We start from the raw sequence: 15909 nt of genomic DNA, 5'->3' as shown, positions 1-15909 counted from the left end.
TTTACACCTTTTCTTGGCGAATGTTGTCATATGGGAGGTGAGAAAAATGAACTTGCAACAACTGAAAGAGTTAGAGGATTTAAAAGAAAAAGTAAGTGAGCGAGAAGGGTACAGTTCATCTTTGTATGAAAAAAATGTGCTTCCATTACTTGAGAAGTATAAAAATGATTTTGCGGAGAAAGTTGCCGCTTATTTTGAAAAGAGTGGTTTTGAAGTTGAGAAAATTGGTCAGAATTCAACTATTACCGCGAAATACAAAGAGTTAACATTTTCTGTGGAAAAATCGTTGCATTTGATATCAATTCAAGAAGGTTTTGATATGAGAGCGAATATCCATATCAGGAACCGGGGTTATGCGGGAGGTACGATGTCGATACCTGATGATGAATTCTTGGCTGCAAAAGCAAGGATTCAACACCAATTAAATGGGATTGAGAAGAATATCGAGTGCTATTCAAATCCCGAGGTTTATTACGAGTATAACGGAAGAAGATACGGCGACGCAGAAGAATTAATAAACAAAATTTTTTAACGAGGATCAAGCATCTCTTCGGAGGTGCTTTTTTCTATGCCTGAAAATAAACTAAGCGATTAGCATAATGAGGTGATGCCATTGAATGTGAAGAAATTAAATCCGAAACAACAAGCGTTTGCCGACTTTTATATTGAGTCTGGGAATGCAGTTGGGGCAGCGATACAAGCGGGATACAGTAAAGCCTATGCGAATGCCCAAAGTTATAAAATGTTGGAGAATGTTGGGGTTAAAACGTATATAGAAAAACGAATGGAAGAATTGAAATCTGAACGGGTTGCGGATCAGCAGGAAATCATGGAATTCCTCTCGTCAATTGTCCGGGGCGAACAAACGGAAGAGACGCTACGGGGAATAGGGGAAGGAGCACAGACGATTGACGATATCGACGTGAGCGCTAAAGACCGCATAAAGGCAGCCGAATTACTCGGCAAACGCTACGCGATGTGGACGGACAAACAGCAAACAGAAGTAACTGGCGCCGTTCAATTCATCGATGACATAAGCGGTGATGGGAATGGCAGTTAAAAAACTATCCGAATTCCTACCAACAGCTTTTCACCCGGTATGGCGTGCAGCCATTGCAGAAGAAATCCTAAACATCGTTTGCAAAGGTGGCCGCGGTTCAGGTAAGTCATCCGATATCGCTCACATCATCGTTCAGCTGCTCATGCGCTATGCAGTAAATGCAGTCGGAATCCGTAAAGTAGACAACACGATTGAATTATCCATCTTTGAACAAATGAAATGGGCCATAGCTGAACAAGGTGTTTCCCATCTATTCAAGGTTAACAAGTCGCCAATGCGAATCACTTACATTCCGCGTGGAAATTACATGGTATTCCGTGGAGCACAGGAACCTGAACGAATCAAATCATTGAAGTCTGCTAACTTTCCTTTTGCTATCGCATGGATAGAAGAATTAGCCGAGTTCAAAACTGAAGATGAAGTCACAACCATCACCAACTCCTTATTACGTGGAGAATTGGGCGATGGTCTTTTTTATAAGTTTTTCTTTTCGTACAACCCCCCGAAGCGTAAGCAATCATGGGTTAACAAGAAATATGAGACATCGTTTCAACCCGCTAACACGCTTGTACATCATTCAACGTACTTGGATAACCCGTTTATCTCGAAACAGTTCATAGCGGAAGCTGAGGCAACCAAGGAGCGTAACCCGAGGAAATATGAATGGGAATATGAGGGCAAGGCAGTCGGTTCTGGTGTTGTGCCATTCGATAATCTGAAAGTGGTTGCCGGAAGTATCACGGACGACATGGTTAGAGCGTTCGACAACATCCGTCAAGGCATTGACTATGGGTATGGACCAGATCCTTTGGCATTTGTCCGTTGGCACTATGACAAGAAGAGAAATGGAATCTACGCTATTGATGAACTGTACGACCAGAAAGTGAGTAACCGTAAGCTGGCAGAGTGGATACTTAAAAAGGGCTACGAAAAGCAGGATATGACAGCTGAGTCCGCTGAACCTAAGTCTAACGACGAATTACGGAATGAGCACGGCATAAAGCGTCTTAAGGCAGCTATCAAAGGTCCTGACTCGGTCGAGTACGGAGAAGAGTGGCTGGATGACTTGGACTTTATTTGTATTGATCCAACTCGGACTCCTAACATTGCGAGGGAATTCGAGAACATCGATTATCAGACGGACCGTGACGGCAATCCGAAGCCCCGTTTAGAAGATAAGGACAACCATACGATTGACGCCACCAGGTACGCTTTTGAGGGCGATATGAAGAAGAGTAATAAAGTGAAAATCGGCAGTAAATCAAAACTAGGATTGAGGTGATTACGTGGCAATTATTCGCGATAGAGATTTAATAGAGAACGGCATTCCGGTAGAACTTATTGCAAGCTGCATCAAGGAGCACCAGGAGGATATCCTCCGGTTGAATTTGCTGGATGACTATTACCAAGGGAATCACGCTATCCTAGAACGTCCGACAGATGAGGATAAGGGGTTGCCTAACAATAAGCTGGTGGCAAACCATGCTAAATACATCACTGACATTGCTACTGGGTATGTGTTTGGCAAGCCAATCAAATATGAGGGTGAACAAATCGAGGCTATTACAGAAGCCTATAAAGCTATCGACATCGTTTCTCATGATTCAGAGCTAGCGAAGGACTTATCCGTATTCGGTAGAGGTCTGGAGCTTTACTTCATGAGCGGTGATGAAGAGCCGATTCCCAAAGTATCCGTCATAGATCCACGGCAGATTTTCCTTGTTGTCGATGACACGGTTGAATACAAGCCGATGTTCGGTGTCCACTATTATGAAAAACGCGACATTGACAACGAAGTGATAGGTTACAACATTAACGTCTATACAGAATCAGAAGTGCTGAAGTATTTCGTGAAAGAAGTGGACAGTAAAGATTATAGGGAAATTGATATAGATGAACATTTCTGGGGCGCTGTACCGATTGTGGAATTCCTAAACAACGAAGAAGAACAGGGCGACTTTGAACAGCAAATTAGTTTAATTGATGCCTACAATCTGCTTCAATCAGACCGGGTGAATGACAAGGAACAACTTGTAGATGCGCTGCTTAAAGTAGTAGGCGTATCATTCGGGGATGACGAAGAGGAACAGTCAGCAACGGCAAGGATGCTTAAGAAGCATAAAATATTGGAGCTACCAGAGAACGCTGATGCAGGTTGGCTTATTAAACAGCTCAATGAGGCTGAGGTAGAAATACTAAAAGACGCAATCAAGTCTGATATCCACGAGTTTTCCATGGTCCCGAATCTGACTGACGAGAACTTTGCTTCTAACAGTTCGGGTGTGGCCATGAAATACAAGCTGTTTGGTTTAGAGCAGTTGGCCGTTATCAAGGAGCGCTATTTTGTCCAAGGATTACGAAAGCGCCTAAAGCTATTTGCCAATATTTTAACTGTGAAAGCAAAAGCGGTTGAGGTATCAGGCGTGCTTATTACGATGATCCGTAACCTACCTGAGAACGAGTTGACGATTCAAGAGATTGTTTCCTTAATCGACTTTGTTAGTACAGAAACACTCCTTGCATTACTTCCGTTCGTGGATGATACAGCCGAAGAGATTGCAAGGGTGAAACTACAGCTCGAGGAGAAACTGAAACGGCAGCAATCCGCATTCGGTTTCCCAATGGATCCACCAGAGGGCGTGACGGGCGATGAAGACGAGGAGTAACGCCTACTGGGATAAACGCTCTCTTGCTCGGATGGCTGAATATCACCGTGGAGCCGATTCGACTGTCAAAGTAGTCAATGCGGCATACGATAAAGCCCAGAAGGATATAGCAGCAGAAGCACAGAAGATATTCGACAAATTCGCAAAAGATGGCAAGTTATCTACGGAAGATGCTAAGAAGATGCTGAATGAGCCTATTTCTAAAAAGGAATGGGATTCCATCAAGTCGAAAATCAACGACATCAAAGATCCAGCTATCAAGCGTCAAATGTTGAACCGACTGAATGCCCCAGCATACAGCGCCCGTATCACTCGATTAGAGGCGTTAAAGGAAAATACTTATATCCAGTCCAAGATTATTGCAGATACCGAGATTTCAGCTACTACGACCGGATATATGAGGACCATAGATGATGCCTATTACCGGACGATGTTTGATACGCAGCAGGGGTTAGGAGTCGGCTTTGACTTCGCTTCTATGCCATCAAGCCGAGTTGAATCAATTTTAAAGAATCCATGGGTCGGAGGGAATTTCTCTTCACGGATTTGGGATAATACCGATGTTCTAGCTGAAAAAATGAATAGCATAATCACTTCCGGTTTTGAAAGCGGCGCTGGTGTCGTTCAGATGACCCGAGAATTGCAGGACATGACAGGTGCTGGTAAGTTTGCTGCTAATCGTCTCATCCGTACAGAGACTACTTATATGGCTAATGCGGCTGAAATGGAATCGTACGAAGAGGCTGAAATCGATGAATATGTATTTGTCGCTACGCTTGATAAAAAAACGTCTTTAAAATGTCAGCAGCTAGATTTGAAAGTATTTGCGGTTAAAGATGCAAAGCCTGGCGTGAATATGCCTCCGATGCATCCATTTTGTCGTTCAACTACTATTGCACACTTTGGCCCTGGAGCACTTGCCAATATTCAACGTCGTGCCCGTGACCCAGTTACAGGGAAGAATGAGCTTATCCAAGCAGGCACGAACTATGAACAGTGGCGCAAAGGTTTGGACGAGAAGCACGGTAAGGATAAGATTGATATCATCCAGAAGCAGATTCAGAATAAGGCAGCCGATAAGAAGCAGTTTGATCAGTACAAGGAAGTTTTAGGAAAAGATGCGCCAAAATCCTTTGCTGCGTTCCAAGACTTGAAGTATACTAAAGGTGAAGAGTGGGAAAAACTTCAAGATAATCATTACGTGAAATCCAGATTAAAGGATGGCGTATACGGTTCATCGATTAATCCCGAGAAACAAGCACCTCATATGAAGTCAACATCTATAGAAGGAAAAAGCTATTTCTTTGACGGTGTTGATGTTCAAAAGCTCTTCAATCAGTACGCCGGGACTGGCACAATTGAGAAAACGCAATCCGGTAAACGAACGAATAGGGAAACCGTTATAACTGATGAAGTTTTAGGCTACGATGTACGGAATGAAATGTCTGTGAAAAGCATTAAGATTCATCACGCAAAAAATAGAACTCATATAGTTCCGTATAAAGGGAGGGATTAACCGATGAAGTTGGAGGATACGTTAGGTAAAAATATAAAAATAATTTGTATTGATGGGACTGTCCTAAGAGTGAAAGTTATTGATTATACATCTGAATTAGATAACGAACCCGATGATGATGGTAACTATGGCGGGGAATATATTTACGTAAGGACACTTAAACCTACACAGCATTTTGAGGTAGGTGGAGAATTTGCAGTCCACGGGTATGAAATTAAACAAATTGAGCTTATCGAGTAAAAAGCACTTTCAACCGTAACTGGTGGAGTGCTTTTTATTATGCTTATGTAGGCCAAGGAGGAAGTCCGTATGATTGAAATTAATGAATTCCGCAATAGGAGAGAAGGAAAAGTCACCCCGAGTTCTCTGATTGAGGGTCTTTCAGAAAGGGCAGACCCTAGCGAAATTGAAACTTTGGTATATGTAGCTAAGATGAGGAATGGTGACATTAATACAGCCTTCAGTCACGCGCTTAACTCGGAACATATTGGGCTGTTGGAGATAGGTAAGATGCAGATTATTGATTCAATGCGTGAATGAAATAAATCAAGTTAGTCGCTAATTGAGCGGCTATTTATTTTGTCCAAAACGTGCCCACGACATGAAAAGGTGCATGGATAAAGCCGACGGGCGTTAAACGGTGGAGGTACTTATGAAATTTATTATGCTATTAATCTTTTTTGTCAAATCGTTGTTCGTCCCACATAAACCTGTCCAGTCAATCGTTAAACGTCCAGAGCTTCCTTTACGACTAAATATCCAGTTCTTCGCTGATGACGGTGCTGAGGGTGCAGATGACAAGGATAAGGATGATAAAGGCGACGACAAAAAAGATGATGAAGAAAAGAAAGATGAAGCCGAATTCACCAAAGAACAACAGGCGAAGATTGACGCTTTAATTGCCAAGACAGTGGCTAGAGAACGCGCTAACCGTGACAAAGCTATTGAAGATGCAAGGACGGAGGCTGAGAAGCTTGCCAAGATGAACGCAGACCAGAAAGCCGAGTACGAACAACAACAGCGCGAGTCCAAGATTCTAGAACGCGAGGCAGACATTACACGCCGCGAACTTAGAGCCACGGCACTGGAAACACTTGCTGAAAAAGGTCTACCGAAAACGCTTGCTGAGATTCTGGTATTCACTGATGCTGCATCGACTAATGCAAGCCTTGACGCTGTTGAAAAAGCTTTCAGAGAATCCGTTGAAGCAGGTGTCAATGAACGACTACGCGGAGGTAATCCTCCAGGTGGTGGTGGACAAGGTGGCTCAGGAAGTCAAAAGAACCCGTTCAAGCCAGGTCCAGATTTTAACTTGACCGAACAAGGAAGACTCTTCAAAGAAAACCCAGAACTATATAAACAATTAAAGGCGCAAGCCTAAAGGAGACGATTTATAAATGACAACACGTATTGCTGATGTAATTCAACCGGAAATTTTCACGCCTTATACGATTCAGGAAACAATGAAAAAATCAGAGTTAGTTCAAAGTGGAATTATCGTCAATGATCCCGAATTCGACGCATTAGCAGGAGGTGCGAATACGCTCATTAACATGCCGTTCTGGAATGACCTAGAAGATATTGAGTCTCAAGTCATGAAAGACTCTGGCGATATGACTGTTAACAAAATTACGAGCGATCAAGATATGGCACGTAAACAAGCACGTACGCAAGCATGGGGAGTTAACGGACTATCAGCGCTACTGAGTGGTGCCGACCCAGCAGGTGCGATTGCTGGTCGTGTAGGGGCTTATTGGGCTAGAGACATGCAAGCAAACTTACTTTCTACCCTCGAAGGTGTCTTCAAAGGAACGACGATGGCGGATAAAATTCATGACGTTACCGCTAAAGTTGGAGACGCAGGCACGATTAATGCACGTACATTTGTGGACGCAACTCAACTGATGGGCGATGCAAAAAATCTATTAACAGGTGTCATGATGCATTCGGCGGTCGAGTCCGAACTTGTTAAGCAAGACTTGATTGAGTATGTTCCACAGTCGGAGCAAGGTAAACCTATCGGCTACTTCCTTGGCAAACGTGTGATTGTGGACGATTCTATGCCATTTGTGACAGCAACAGGAGTTTCAGAGGTATATATCTTCGGGCAGGGAGCTATCGCATTAGGCAATGGTACACATCCCAATATTGTTGAGACGGAAGTCGCACGCAATGCGCTTGCTTTTTCGGGCGAAGAAACGCTTATCAATCGTAAAGTATTCGTGCTGCATCCTCGTGGGGTTGCATGGCAAGAGGGCGGTGTTGCGAACCAATTCCCGACAAATGCAGAATTGAAAGCAGGAGCTCGGTGGAAACGAGTTTATGAGCCGAAAGCTGTACGCATTGTTAAATTTAAATTCAATACGATTGAGCAAACAGCAGGAGGTTAATTCCTCCTGTTTTTATTTTGGGGAAGGAGCAATCTCATGACTCCACTTGTAAAGTTGAAATTGCAACTCGGAATTAAAGATAGCGAACAAGATGGTCTGCTCCAGCTGTCCCTAGATGACATAGAAGCAGACATTCTGACGTGGACGAATCGCACCAAGCTTCCACGGTCGCTAGAATCAATTCAGCGACAAATAGCCGTCATCCAATACAACAAGCAAGGTATTGAAGGGCAGACCTCTCATTCAGAGGGTGGTATCAGCCGTTCCTTCGAGGATTTACCTCAATCCATTCAGAATGCGATCAACCAAAAACGGTTAGCAAAGTTGGTGCGCTATGCGTCTCCTACAGCGTGATTTAAAGCCTTATACAGTTTATCGGCGTGTAGTCGTTACGGAACCAGACGGCTCTACTTCTGAAGACACGGATTCAGTAGGACACACAATCCGGGCTAACGTTCAACCGGCAGGCGGCAAGTTAATGCTAGAGCTATACGGTGAACGGCTGGCGTACATGCTAACAGCTTATATGGAAACAGGCACAGACATCCTGGAGACTGATAGAGTGTGTATTCACGTTACCTCTGATGCTCCACCGGATTACAAGGTAGTCGCCGTCAGACGATGGAATACCCATTACGTCGTTGACCTAGAGAAGGTGAGAACGTGAGCCAAATCAAAGGGTTAGACAGTCTTATGAAGAAGCTGGATAATCTCGGCGGTAATAGCCACAAGTCATTAAAAGTCGGGATAAGGAAAGCGAATAAGATGGTCCAGGGTGAAGCGAAACTGCTTGCACCAGTTGGAGATAGCGGCTTATTGCGAAACAGTATTGAGGAGAAAACCGAAGAGAAAAACGGGGTTATCACCGGTAAGGTTTCCACTAACCTGTATTACGGCCCTTATGTGGAGTTCGGGACAGGTCAACGAGGCGAGGGTTCACCTTCTCCTCCTAAATCACCCGAGAATCTAAACTATCGTCAAGACTGGGCAGGGATGGAAGCTCAGCCTTTCCTTTATCCAGCGCTTAAGAATCACAAAGACAGAGCGGTGGGCATAGTGAAAGAACAGCTGAAAAAGGATATTCAGAAAATGGGTGGTTCATAATGTATGATGCTAAACCGGAAATCTTTTCGTTACTGACGTCGATTTCAGGGGTTTCAGTATCCGATCAATTCCCAGCTGGTCCGGGGCAAACACCGCATATCACATTCAAAGAGGCTGACAACTCGAACTATCGCAAAATGCGAGTAGAGTTACAGACGGAGATCATCATCTTGATTGACGTTTGGCATACCAAATCTACAGGCGCTATTGCATCGGCGGTTGACGAGAAAATGAGTGGCATCGGGTTTTCACGTCAGTTTGCATCGGACTTAAACGATCCTAGCGGTATGAAGCGGAAGACTATGCGCTATCGCGGGATTGTTGACAAACGAACGAAACTAGTACATCAATAAAGGAGAGTGACCATAAATGGCAGGACTATTATCAAAAGACACAACGCTAAGCTATAAAGCTAGCGGTTCAACATACACGGAGCTTGAACACCTTATGGAAGTACCTGAAATGGGTGGAGATCCAGAGAAGGTAGAAGTAACCACGCTAGCAAGTTCAGTTAAACAATATATTCCAGGAATTAAAGATTTGGGTGACCTTACATTTAAGTTTCTGTATGATAACGAAACGGCGGACAGTAACTACCGTATTTTGCAAGGGTTGCAGGATGCCGGGGAAGTGGTTGAGTTTAAAGTGGAATACCCAGATGGTACAGGGCACGAGTTCTCGGCCTTCGTTAATGTGAAGATGGATGCGGCGGCAGTTAATGCGGCAATGACATTCACGGCTGGCATGTCCTTACAAAGTGACATTGATGTGGTTCACCCTACGCCTTAATCGATCACATAAATCTAATAAACAAGCAAAAAAAGTATCTCTCTTGAGGTGCTTTTTATTATGAGGAGGAAAATAATTATGAAATACACAACACTAAATTTTGGTGGAGAAGAATTCAAACTACGCATTACCGCTGCGGCAACCGTGGACTTAGAAAAGAAATTGGGTGGTCGGAATCCTCTGGATATCCTAACAGCAATTGAAAGCGGAAATCTACCATCTATCAGTAGCGTGTTACTTATTCTTCATGCAGCTGTACAGAAATTCCATCACGGTTTCAAATTCGATGATATTGCCAATTTATATGATTTGTACATTGACGATGGCAATGCTTATACGGATCTCCTGCCTGCTTTAATCGAGGTCTTTAAAGTGTCGGGTTTTTTCCCGAGCAAGGCGTAAGCGCATCACAAAATGATGCACATGAAAGTGAACCAATCAAAAACTTAACAGAACTCTACGAAAAACTGTATCCAATCGCGTGCGAATGCGGCGTGGATGCAGTTTTTTATTGGGATATGACCTACGCAGAAATTTTAGCAGGCATAGCGGCATACAACAAAAAACGAGAATCTGAAATGCGCACTCAGTCCGTTATAGCTTTTCACCAAGGTAACCAAATAGCGTTTCTTGTAAGTCAGATGTTCCAAAGCAAACGGGAAGGTTTAGAAGTTCACGAAGCCTATCCAGGCTTTTTCCCAGACTTAGAACAAAAAGCGGCCAAGGAGAAGATGCAGCAACAGCACTGGCAAATCATGAAGGCTCGTATAGAAGCCTACGCGGCAAACGAAGCCGAAAAGCGGAAACGAGGTGAACGCCGTGGCGATGACGCTGGAAGAACTGCAAATTTTAATAACGACTGAAACATCAGGTTTAAGACGTGAACTTGCCCGTGTGAATAACGAGTTACGTGGGATGGATAGAGTTGTCAGAAACTCTACAGATATTATGAAAAAAGCATTCAAAGGCGTCGCTGTGGCGTTGGCAACGTTAGGCATCGGTAAATATGTCAAAGACGCCATCGCGGCGGCCAGTGACCTTGAAGGTGCGTTCCTCGGGTTGCAGTCCATCGTCGAAGGTCAAGGGCGTTCGTTCGGCAAGGCTAAAGGCTACATCAATGAATATATAGATGATGGTCTCATACCGCTGACTAATGCCATTAATGCATACAAAAACTTGGCAGCTCGCGGCTATAACGATGAGCAAATTCAGCAGACAATGGAAAGATTAAAAGATTCGGCAGCGTTTGGACGCCAGTCAGGACTGACGCTTGGGGATGCTGTTGAAACGGCAACCGAGGGTTTGAAAAATGAAAACTCTATTCTAGTTGATAATGCTGGTGTTACAAAAAACGTTGCAAAGATGTGGGAAGACTATGCGAAGTCCATCGGAAAAACGACTAAGAACCTGACGGATGCCGAGAAAATCACGGCGGAAGTTAACGGGATTATGAATGAAACCCGTTTCCAAGTAGGGGATGCGGCCAAGTATGCTGATACTTTCGCTGGTAGGCTAGCTTTTTTGAATAAAACACTTGGAGATATCCAGGTTAATATCGGAGAGGCCTTCATGCCGATTGCTAATTTTGTTCTGCCTGTATTGCAAAAACTAGCAAATTGGTTATCAAAAGTAACGGCTTATATCAAGTTTTTCATGCAAGCAATGTTTGGTGTGTCATCATCCCAGAAAAAAGCTAATACAGCTGTCGGAGGTGGTGCGGCGGCTCAGGATTCTTATGGTGATTCCGCTGAAAAAGCAGGTAAGAAGGTCAAGAAAGCGGCAGCTGAAGCAAGGCGATCCGTGGCAGGCTTTGATGAAATTAACTCACTAGCCGATTCAGCAGCAAATGGGGGCGGAGGTTCCGGGGGCAAGGAGGGTGCAGGCAGAATTGACGGTGGTATTGATTTGCCGGAATTCGACATGGACGAATTGGATACCGATTTAATTCCAAAGCACATCCAAGAGATGGCAGACAAAGTGAAAGAGATATTTAAAGACATGTGGGGCGGAGCGAAAGACTTCGGTTCACTTTTTGTCGAGGCTTTCAGCGGTATCGGTCCTGCAATCCAACCATTGCGTGATGCGGTTGCACCTATCAAACAGTCATTCGCAGAGATTGGTAGTTCCCTCCTGATGCTTCTTGACCAATTTTTAAAACCCGCGGCAGGGTATATTTTATTTGACTTCATCCCATCCGTCGTTACAGGCTTTGTAAAGGATTTTGCGCCTGTTTTTGCTGATGTAGCTGTATGGAGTATGGCGACACTATCGGAAGCAATGCAGAATGTTGTAGGGATGACAGTTGCGCTATGGAATGATATTTGGCTTCCCGCGCTAGAAGAAATCAAGCTAGCTTGGATGGACATGAGTGTTTCTGTTGCAGAATCTCTTCAAAGCCTACTAGATGGCACGATTAAGCCGTTAGTAGAGTTCTTAATAAACGAGTTCATCATCCCTGTATCAGCCATGCTTACCCGTGTTTTTGTTCCAATATTCGCCGATGTACTGGTATTTGCGCTGGAGTTATTCGCAAAAACATTCGCAAATGCGACAGAAACATTAAACAATCTAACAGCCACAGTAATATTGCCGGCACTGGAGCAAATCACGAACGCCTTTATGGATTTCGTGCCACGAATTGGCGGGGCGCTACAGACGCTTCTAGATGGAACTATCAAACCGTTCGTAGATTATATTTTGAACGAGTTCGTTATTCCGATTTCAGGTGCGATAATCGATACTTTGGTGCCAATATTCACGGACATTCTGGTGTTTGCGTTTGAGGAAACAGCGAGCGCATTCGAGTGGCTAGCGAATCTAATGAATGATATATACAAAACTGTAATTGAACCCGTTTTTGATTTAATCAAGAAAATCGTAACAGATACGTTGAAAATCGTCATGAATTTGTGGGACAAACACGGGAAGGATTTATTAAAGAACTTGTCTGAACTGCTTAAGAATATTAAAGATTTATTCCAGCAACTCTGGGATAAGATTCTTAAGCCAATTATTGAACCGTTTTTAAAGATGCTATCCGATCTATGGGACAAGCATCTGAAGGGCCTTGTTAAAGAAACAGGCGAATTTGTCATGAAATTGGTGAATGCAGCGCTAGACATTCTGAACAAGTTTATCCTTCCAATCGTGAGTTATTTAGTAGACAAACTTAGTCCGATATTTAAAACAGTTTTCGAATTTGTTGCAGGATTAGTCGGTAGTAACGTAGGTAGAATTGTAGAAATCATAAAAGGTCTACTGCAAGTTTTTGGCGGTCTAATCGACTTTTTAGCCGGGATTTTTACCAATGATTGGAGCAGGGTCTGGAAAGGTCTTGTTTCTGTGTTTGAGGGGATTGTCACCATGATTTCCGGAATTTTTAAGGGCGTCCTGAATGTAACGATTGACGTCTTGAATTTGGCAATAGGGCTGGTCATGAACAATATTAACAGGGTCATTGAAGGTGCGGTTAAGTTGATTAATGCTGTTCCAGGCGTTGATATCAATATTAACCCGATTCCCGTGCCGAAAATTCCTAAACTAGCCCGTGGCGGCATCGTAGACGGCGCTACAAACTTTGGTAATTTCATTGCTGGAGAAGCAGGGAAAGAAATGGTTGTACCTCTTGAAAACACACCCTTCGTAGACAAGTTAGCGAGTGCTCTGGGCACTGCTGTAATGGCAGCTTTGCAGATGTCCAATGTCGGTCAACAATCAGGAGACGTTAGTGGCGATATTGTCATAACGCTAGATGGAATTGAATTGGGGCGCGCATCTGCTAAAGGGATAAATAGAGCACAACGAGTATCCGGGAAACTATTACTAGATATTTAAGGTGGGGTTTGTATGTTGGAAATTAACAATATCCCGATTCCAACCCCTTCCGGTTTTCAAGTTGGAATTATGGATTTAAGTAATGCCGAACGAAACGCCCAGGGAGATATGTTGATTGATCGGATTGCTACTAAACGAAAAATTGAGTTGAAATGGAATCACTTATCGCCTCATGAATTGTCTACGGTTTTGCAAGTTATTAATAACGTCTATTTCTTTGTGAAGTATCCGGATCCATTGACAGGGCAATTTGAGACTAAGACATTTTACGTAGGTGACAGAACAACCCCAATGTATTCGTTTGTTGACGGAACTCCAGTGTGGAAAGATATTTCGTTCAACTTCATTGAAAAGTAGGTGAAATAAATGTACGAGGCGTCCGATCTGTTTAAAAAAGCGATAGCACAACAAAATCGAGAACTCCGTATCCGCGCTACAATCGACGGAAAAGAATACAGCGGGTGGTCAGAAATCCAATCTTGTAACATCGAGGAAAGTATCCTTACCGGTGAAGATTTTAAGTTCGGCAGCGCGACTGCTGCCACGATTGACTTAACTCTATTAAATATGGATGACAGTCTAACTGCCAAAAGCTTCGAAGGCAAAGAGGTCCATGTTGAAATAGGCGCGATGCTAGATAAGTTCCACCAACCCTTCGAATATGTTTCGATGGGTTATTTTTTAGTCGATCAAGCGTCAAAAGAAAAGAGCACCATCCAATTATCCGGATTCGACAAGATGATTCTGTTTGAACAGCCTTATGTGACTAGCTTGACTTACCCCACAACTTTGAAACAGATACTTCAAGAAATCTGTACATTGGCTGGGGTGCCGTTAAAGACTACCTCATTTGTAAATGACGATTATATGGTCAGCAATGCGCCTGACCTTGACGGTGTCACACTTAGAATGGCGCTTGAGTATGTATCTGAGCTTGCGTGTGGTTTCGCCAGGGTGAACAGGGATAACCAACTAGAAATAGTCACCCTGTCAGAGTCAGGCGTCACCATCGATAAGTCCAATTACTATGCAATGAATTTGAGCGAGTATGAATACGGCCCGATTGATTACGTTGTCATTAACAATGAGGGAATTATAGAGGATATCGGCGAAGGTACAAGCATCCTCGAAATTAAAGACAACATCTTCACCTTTAACGAAAAAGGGAACCTGCTCACTAATATCTACAATCGAGTGAAGAGCTTCCGTTTTAAACCATTTACAGCAACTTGGCAAGGGAACGTCTTAACGGCCCCAGGCGACATGATCGATGTTAGCTATAAAGCAGGGGAGACCTATAGAAGCTTCATAGCCAAACAGAATTTCAATTTTGCTAATGGTCTGAAGTGCGACATCGAAACAAACGCCAAGACGCAAATGCAGATTGATTATCAGACGCAAGGTTCTGTTACAGATTCAGTACGTAAGACCAGGGCGTCGATCAAAAACCTCGGTAGTGAAATCCGGCTAGAAGTGGAGCGCCTTGATGGTGATATTGTTGAGGCGTATTCACGCATCTCGCTCACCGCTGATGAAATTCGTTCTGAAGTCAGTGCCATGAATGTTAAGTTATCTGATGGTATCGCTCAGAATAAGTCATTAATTAGTCAAACAGCTACTCAGATTCGGTCAGAAGTAACTAGCGAAGTAAAAAGGATTGATGGTTCTTTATCATCTCTGTCATCAAGTATCACGCAGACAGCGACACAAATTCGATCAGAGGTTAACTCAAAAGTAACAGAACTGAACGGGAAAATAACTGCTACTAATTCAAGCATCACACAGACTGCAACTTCTATCCGCTCGGAAGTAAATACAAAAGTTACTGAGCTAAACGGAAAGATTAGCGATGCAAATTCCAGTATTACACAGACGGCTAACTCTATTCGTTCCGAAGTGAATACGAAGGTTACGGAATTAGATGGGAGAATCTCAACAGCTAGTTCAAGCATTACACAACTCGCAGGCGAAGTATCAATTAAAGCTGATGCAACTACAGTGGATGCGCTTGGTTCAAGGGTGTCCACAGCAGAATTCACTGTGAATGCGGTTGCCGGTGAAATAAGTAGCAAGGTCAGCCTTTCAGATTTTACCGGCGAACGGGTAGTTTCTATGATAAATCAGACACCTTATTACGTTGAAATTATTGCGTCCAAGATAAACCTGTATGGGGCTGTGAGTGTGCTGTCCGATATCAGCGGGAATTTAGGGAGGATTACAACTGGCCAAATCGATATTTATGATTCAGCAAGTATCGGAGCGGGGCTGTATTTACGGGGGCAAGGTAATTACACTGGTATCTATTTTGGTGGTACCCAAATAATGCAGACGTCCGGCGGTTGGTTGCAAATTAACAGTGGTATCAGCTCAAGAGGTGCATTTACTGAGTTTACCGGTGGCGTAGATTTTTCAGGAGCAAATGTTACCGGCCTAGGTGGCGGAGGTGCGACAACCGTTAGATACAGCGCAGCATCCGGAAGGCTATATATAGATCAAAATGGATATCAAGTTGGATATGTGGATGTTAAATAAAAAGAAGGAGGAAATAAT

19 protein-coding genes are annotated in these 15909 nt (G+C 43.5%); all 19 read left to right on the top strand.

Translation table 11 applies throughout. From position 1 onward, the window contains the following. Window positions 1–46 precede the first annotated feature (46 nt). The 19 genes from N1I80_RS13345 to N1I80_RS13255 all read left to right on the top strand — a co-directional run bounded on the left by N1I80_RS13345 (window position 47) and on the right by N1I80_RS13255 (window position 15891). Entirely contained in the window at window positions 47–532 is a 486-nt protein-coding gene (locus N1I80_RS13345; RefSeq protein ID WP_340738356.1) for a hypothetical protein, read from the top strand. 87 nt (window positions 533–619) lie between these two features. Then, complete coding sequence (locus N1I80_RS13340; protein WP_340740046.1) at window positions 620–1060, top strand: terminase small subunit; 441 nt, start codon at window positions 620–622, stop codon at window positions 1058–1060. After that, a complete protein-coding gene (locus tag N1I80_RS13335) occupies window positions 1050–2342 on the top strand; it encodes a PBSX family phage terminase large subunit (protein WP_340738355.1) in 1293 nt (430 codons plus the stop codon). The genes N1I80_RS13340 and N1I80_RS13335 overlap by 11 nt, the downstream gene beginning before the upstream one ends. Before the next feature lie 4 nt (window positions 2343–2346). Continuing rightward, window positions 2347–3726 carry a phage portal protein gene (locus N1I80_RS13330; RefSeq protein WP_340738354.1) on the top strand — a complete coding sequence of 460 codons (1380 nt, stop codon included), beginning with the start codon at window positions 2347–2349 and terminating at the stop codon, window positions 3724–3726. Beyond that, a complete protein-coding gene (locus N1I80_RS13325; RefSeq protein WP_340738353.1) occupies window positions 3710–5242 on the top strand; it encodes a minor capsid protein in 1533 nt (510 codons plus the stop codon). Before N1I80_RS13330 ends, N1I80_RS13325 begins: the two co-directional genes overlap by 17 nt. Window positions 5243–5245: 3 nt before the next feature. Further along, complete coding sequence (locus N1I80_RS13320; RefSeq protein ID WP_340738352.1) at window positions 5246–5482, top strand: hypothetical protein; 237 nt, start codon at window positions 5246–5248, stop codon at window positions 5480–5482. A gap of 69 nt (window positions 5483–5551) precedes the next feature. Beyond that, on the top strand, window positions 5552–5782 hold the full coding sequence (locus tag N1I80_RS13315) for a hypothetical protein (protein WP_340738351.1): 231 nt from the start codon (window positions 5552–5554) through the stop codon (window positions 5780–5782). Between the two features lie 112 nt (window positions 5783–5894). Then, window positions 5895–6623 (top strand): DUF4355 domain-containing protein, encoded by a 729-nt coding sequence (locus tag N1I80_RS13310; protein ID WP_340738350.1) that lies wholly within the window; start codon window positions 5895–5897, stop codon window positions 6621–6623. 16 nt (window positions 6624–6639) lie between these two features. Beyond that, on the top strand, window positions 6640–7632 hold the full coding sequence (locus tag N1I80_RS13305) for a major capsid protein (protein WP_340738349.1): 993 nt from the start codon (window positions 6640–6642) through the stop codon (window positions 7630–7632). A gap of 36 nt (window positions 7633–7668) precedes the next feature. Next, entirely contained in the window at window positions 7669–7986 is a 318-nt protein-coding gene (locus tag N1I80_RS13300; protein ID WP_340738348.1) for a phage head-tail connector protein, read from the top strand. After that, window positions 7967–8299 carry a hypothetical protein gene (locus tag N1I80_RS13295; protein ID WP_340738347.1) on the top strand — a complete coding sequence of 111 codons (333 nt, stop codon included), beginning with the start codon at window positions 7967–7969 and terminating at the stop codon, window positions 8297–8299. Before N1I80_RS13300 ends, N1I80_RS13295 begins: the two co-directional genes overlap by 20 nt. Further along, window positions 8296–8736 carry an HK97-gp10 family putative phage morphogenesis protein gene (locus N1I80_RS13290; RefSeq protein ID WP_340738346.1) on the top strand — a complete coding sequence of 147 codons (441 nt, stop codon included), beginning with the start codon at window positions 8296–8298 and terminating at the stop codon, window positions 8734–8736. The genes N1I80_RS13295 and N1I80_RS13290 overlap by 4 nt, the downstream gene beginning before the upstream one ends. After that, window positions 8736–9089 carry a hypothetical protein gene (locus N1I80_RS13285; protein WP_340738345.1) on the top strand — a complete coding sequence of 118 codons (354 nt, stop codon included), beginning with the start codon at window positions 8736–8738 and terminating at the stop codon, window positions 9087–9089. The genes N1I80_RS13290 and N1I80_RS13285 overlap by 1 nt, the downstream gene beginning before the upstream one ends. Window positions 9090–9105: 16 nt before the next feature. Further along, the gene (locus tag N1I80_RS13280) at window positions 9106–9525 is read left to right on the top strand and encodes a phage tail tube protein (RefSeq protein WP_340738344.1); all 420 of its coding nucleotides are present in this window, start codon (window positions 9106–9108) and stop codon (window positions 9523–9525) included. Window positions 9526–9603: 78 nt separating this feature from the next. Next, a complete protein-coding gene (locus N1I80_RS13275; RefSeq protein WP_340738343.1) occupies window positions 9604–9927 on the top strand; it encodes a DUF6096 family protein in 324 nt (107 codons plus the stop codon). A gap of 92 nt (window positions 9928–10019) precedes the next feature. Then, complete coding sequence (locus N1I80_RS13270) at window positions 10020–10388, top strand: hypothetical protein (RefSeq protein WP_340738342.1); 369 nt, start codon at window positions 10020–10022, stop codon at window positions 10386–10388. Beyond that, on the top strand, window positions 10345–13359 hold the full coding sequence (locus N1I80_RS13265; RefSeq protein ID WP_340738341.1) for a hypothetical protein: 3015 nt from the start codon (window positions 10345–10347) through the stop codon (window positions 13357–13359). Before N1I80_RS13270 ends, N1I80_RS13265 begins: the two co-directional genes overlap by 44 nt. Before the next feature lie 12 nt (window positions 13360–13371). Continuing rightward, complete coding sequence (locus N1I80_RS13260; protein WP_340738340.1) at window positions 13372–13716, top strand: DUF6711 family protein; 345 nt, start codon at window positions 13372–13374, stop codon at window positions 13714–13716. 9 nt (window positions 13717–13725) lie between these two features. Continuing rightward, window positions 13726–15891 carry a hypothetical protein gene (locus N1I80_RS13255; protein ID WP_340738339.1) on the top strand — a complete coding sequence of 722 codons (2166 nt, stop codon included), beginning with the start codon at window positions 13726–13728 and terminating at the stop codon, window positions 15889–15891. Window positions 15892–15909 lie beyond the last annotated feature (18 nt).

The sequence above is a fragment of the Sporosarcina sp. FSL K6-3457 genome (assembly GCF_038007285.1).
In the GTDB taxonomy this organism is placed as follows: domain Bacteria; phylum Bacillota; class Bacilli; order Bacillales_A; family Planococcaceae; genus Sporosarcina.
The sequence above is the reverse complement of the archived record's forward strand: the minus strand, read 5'-3'. Positions and strand labels throughout refer to the sequence as shown.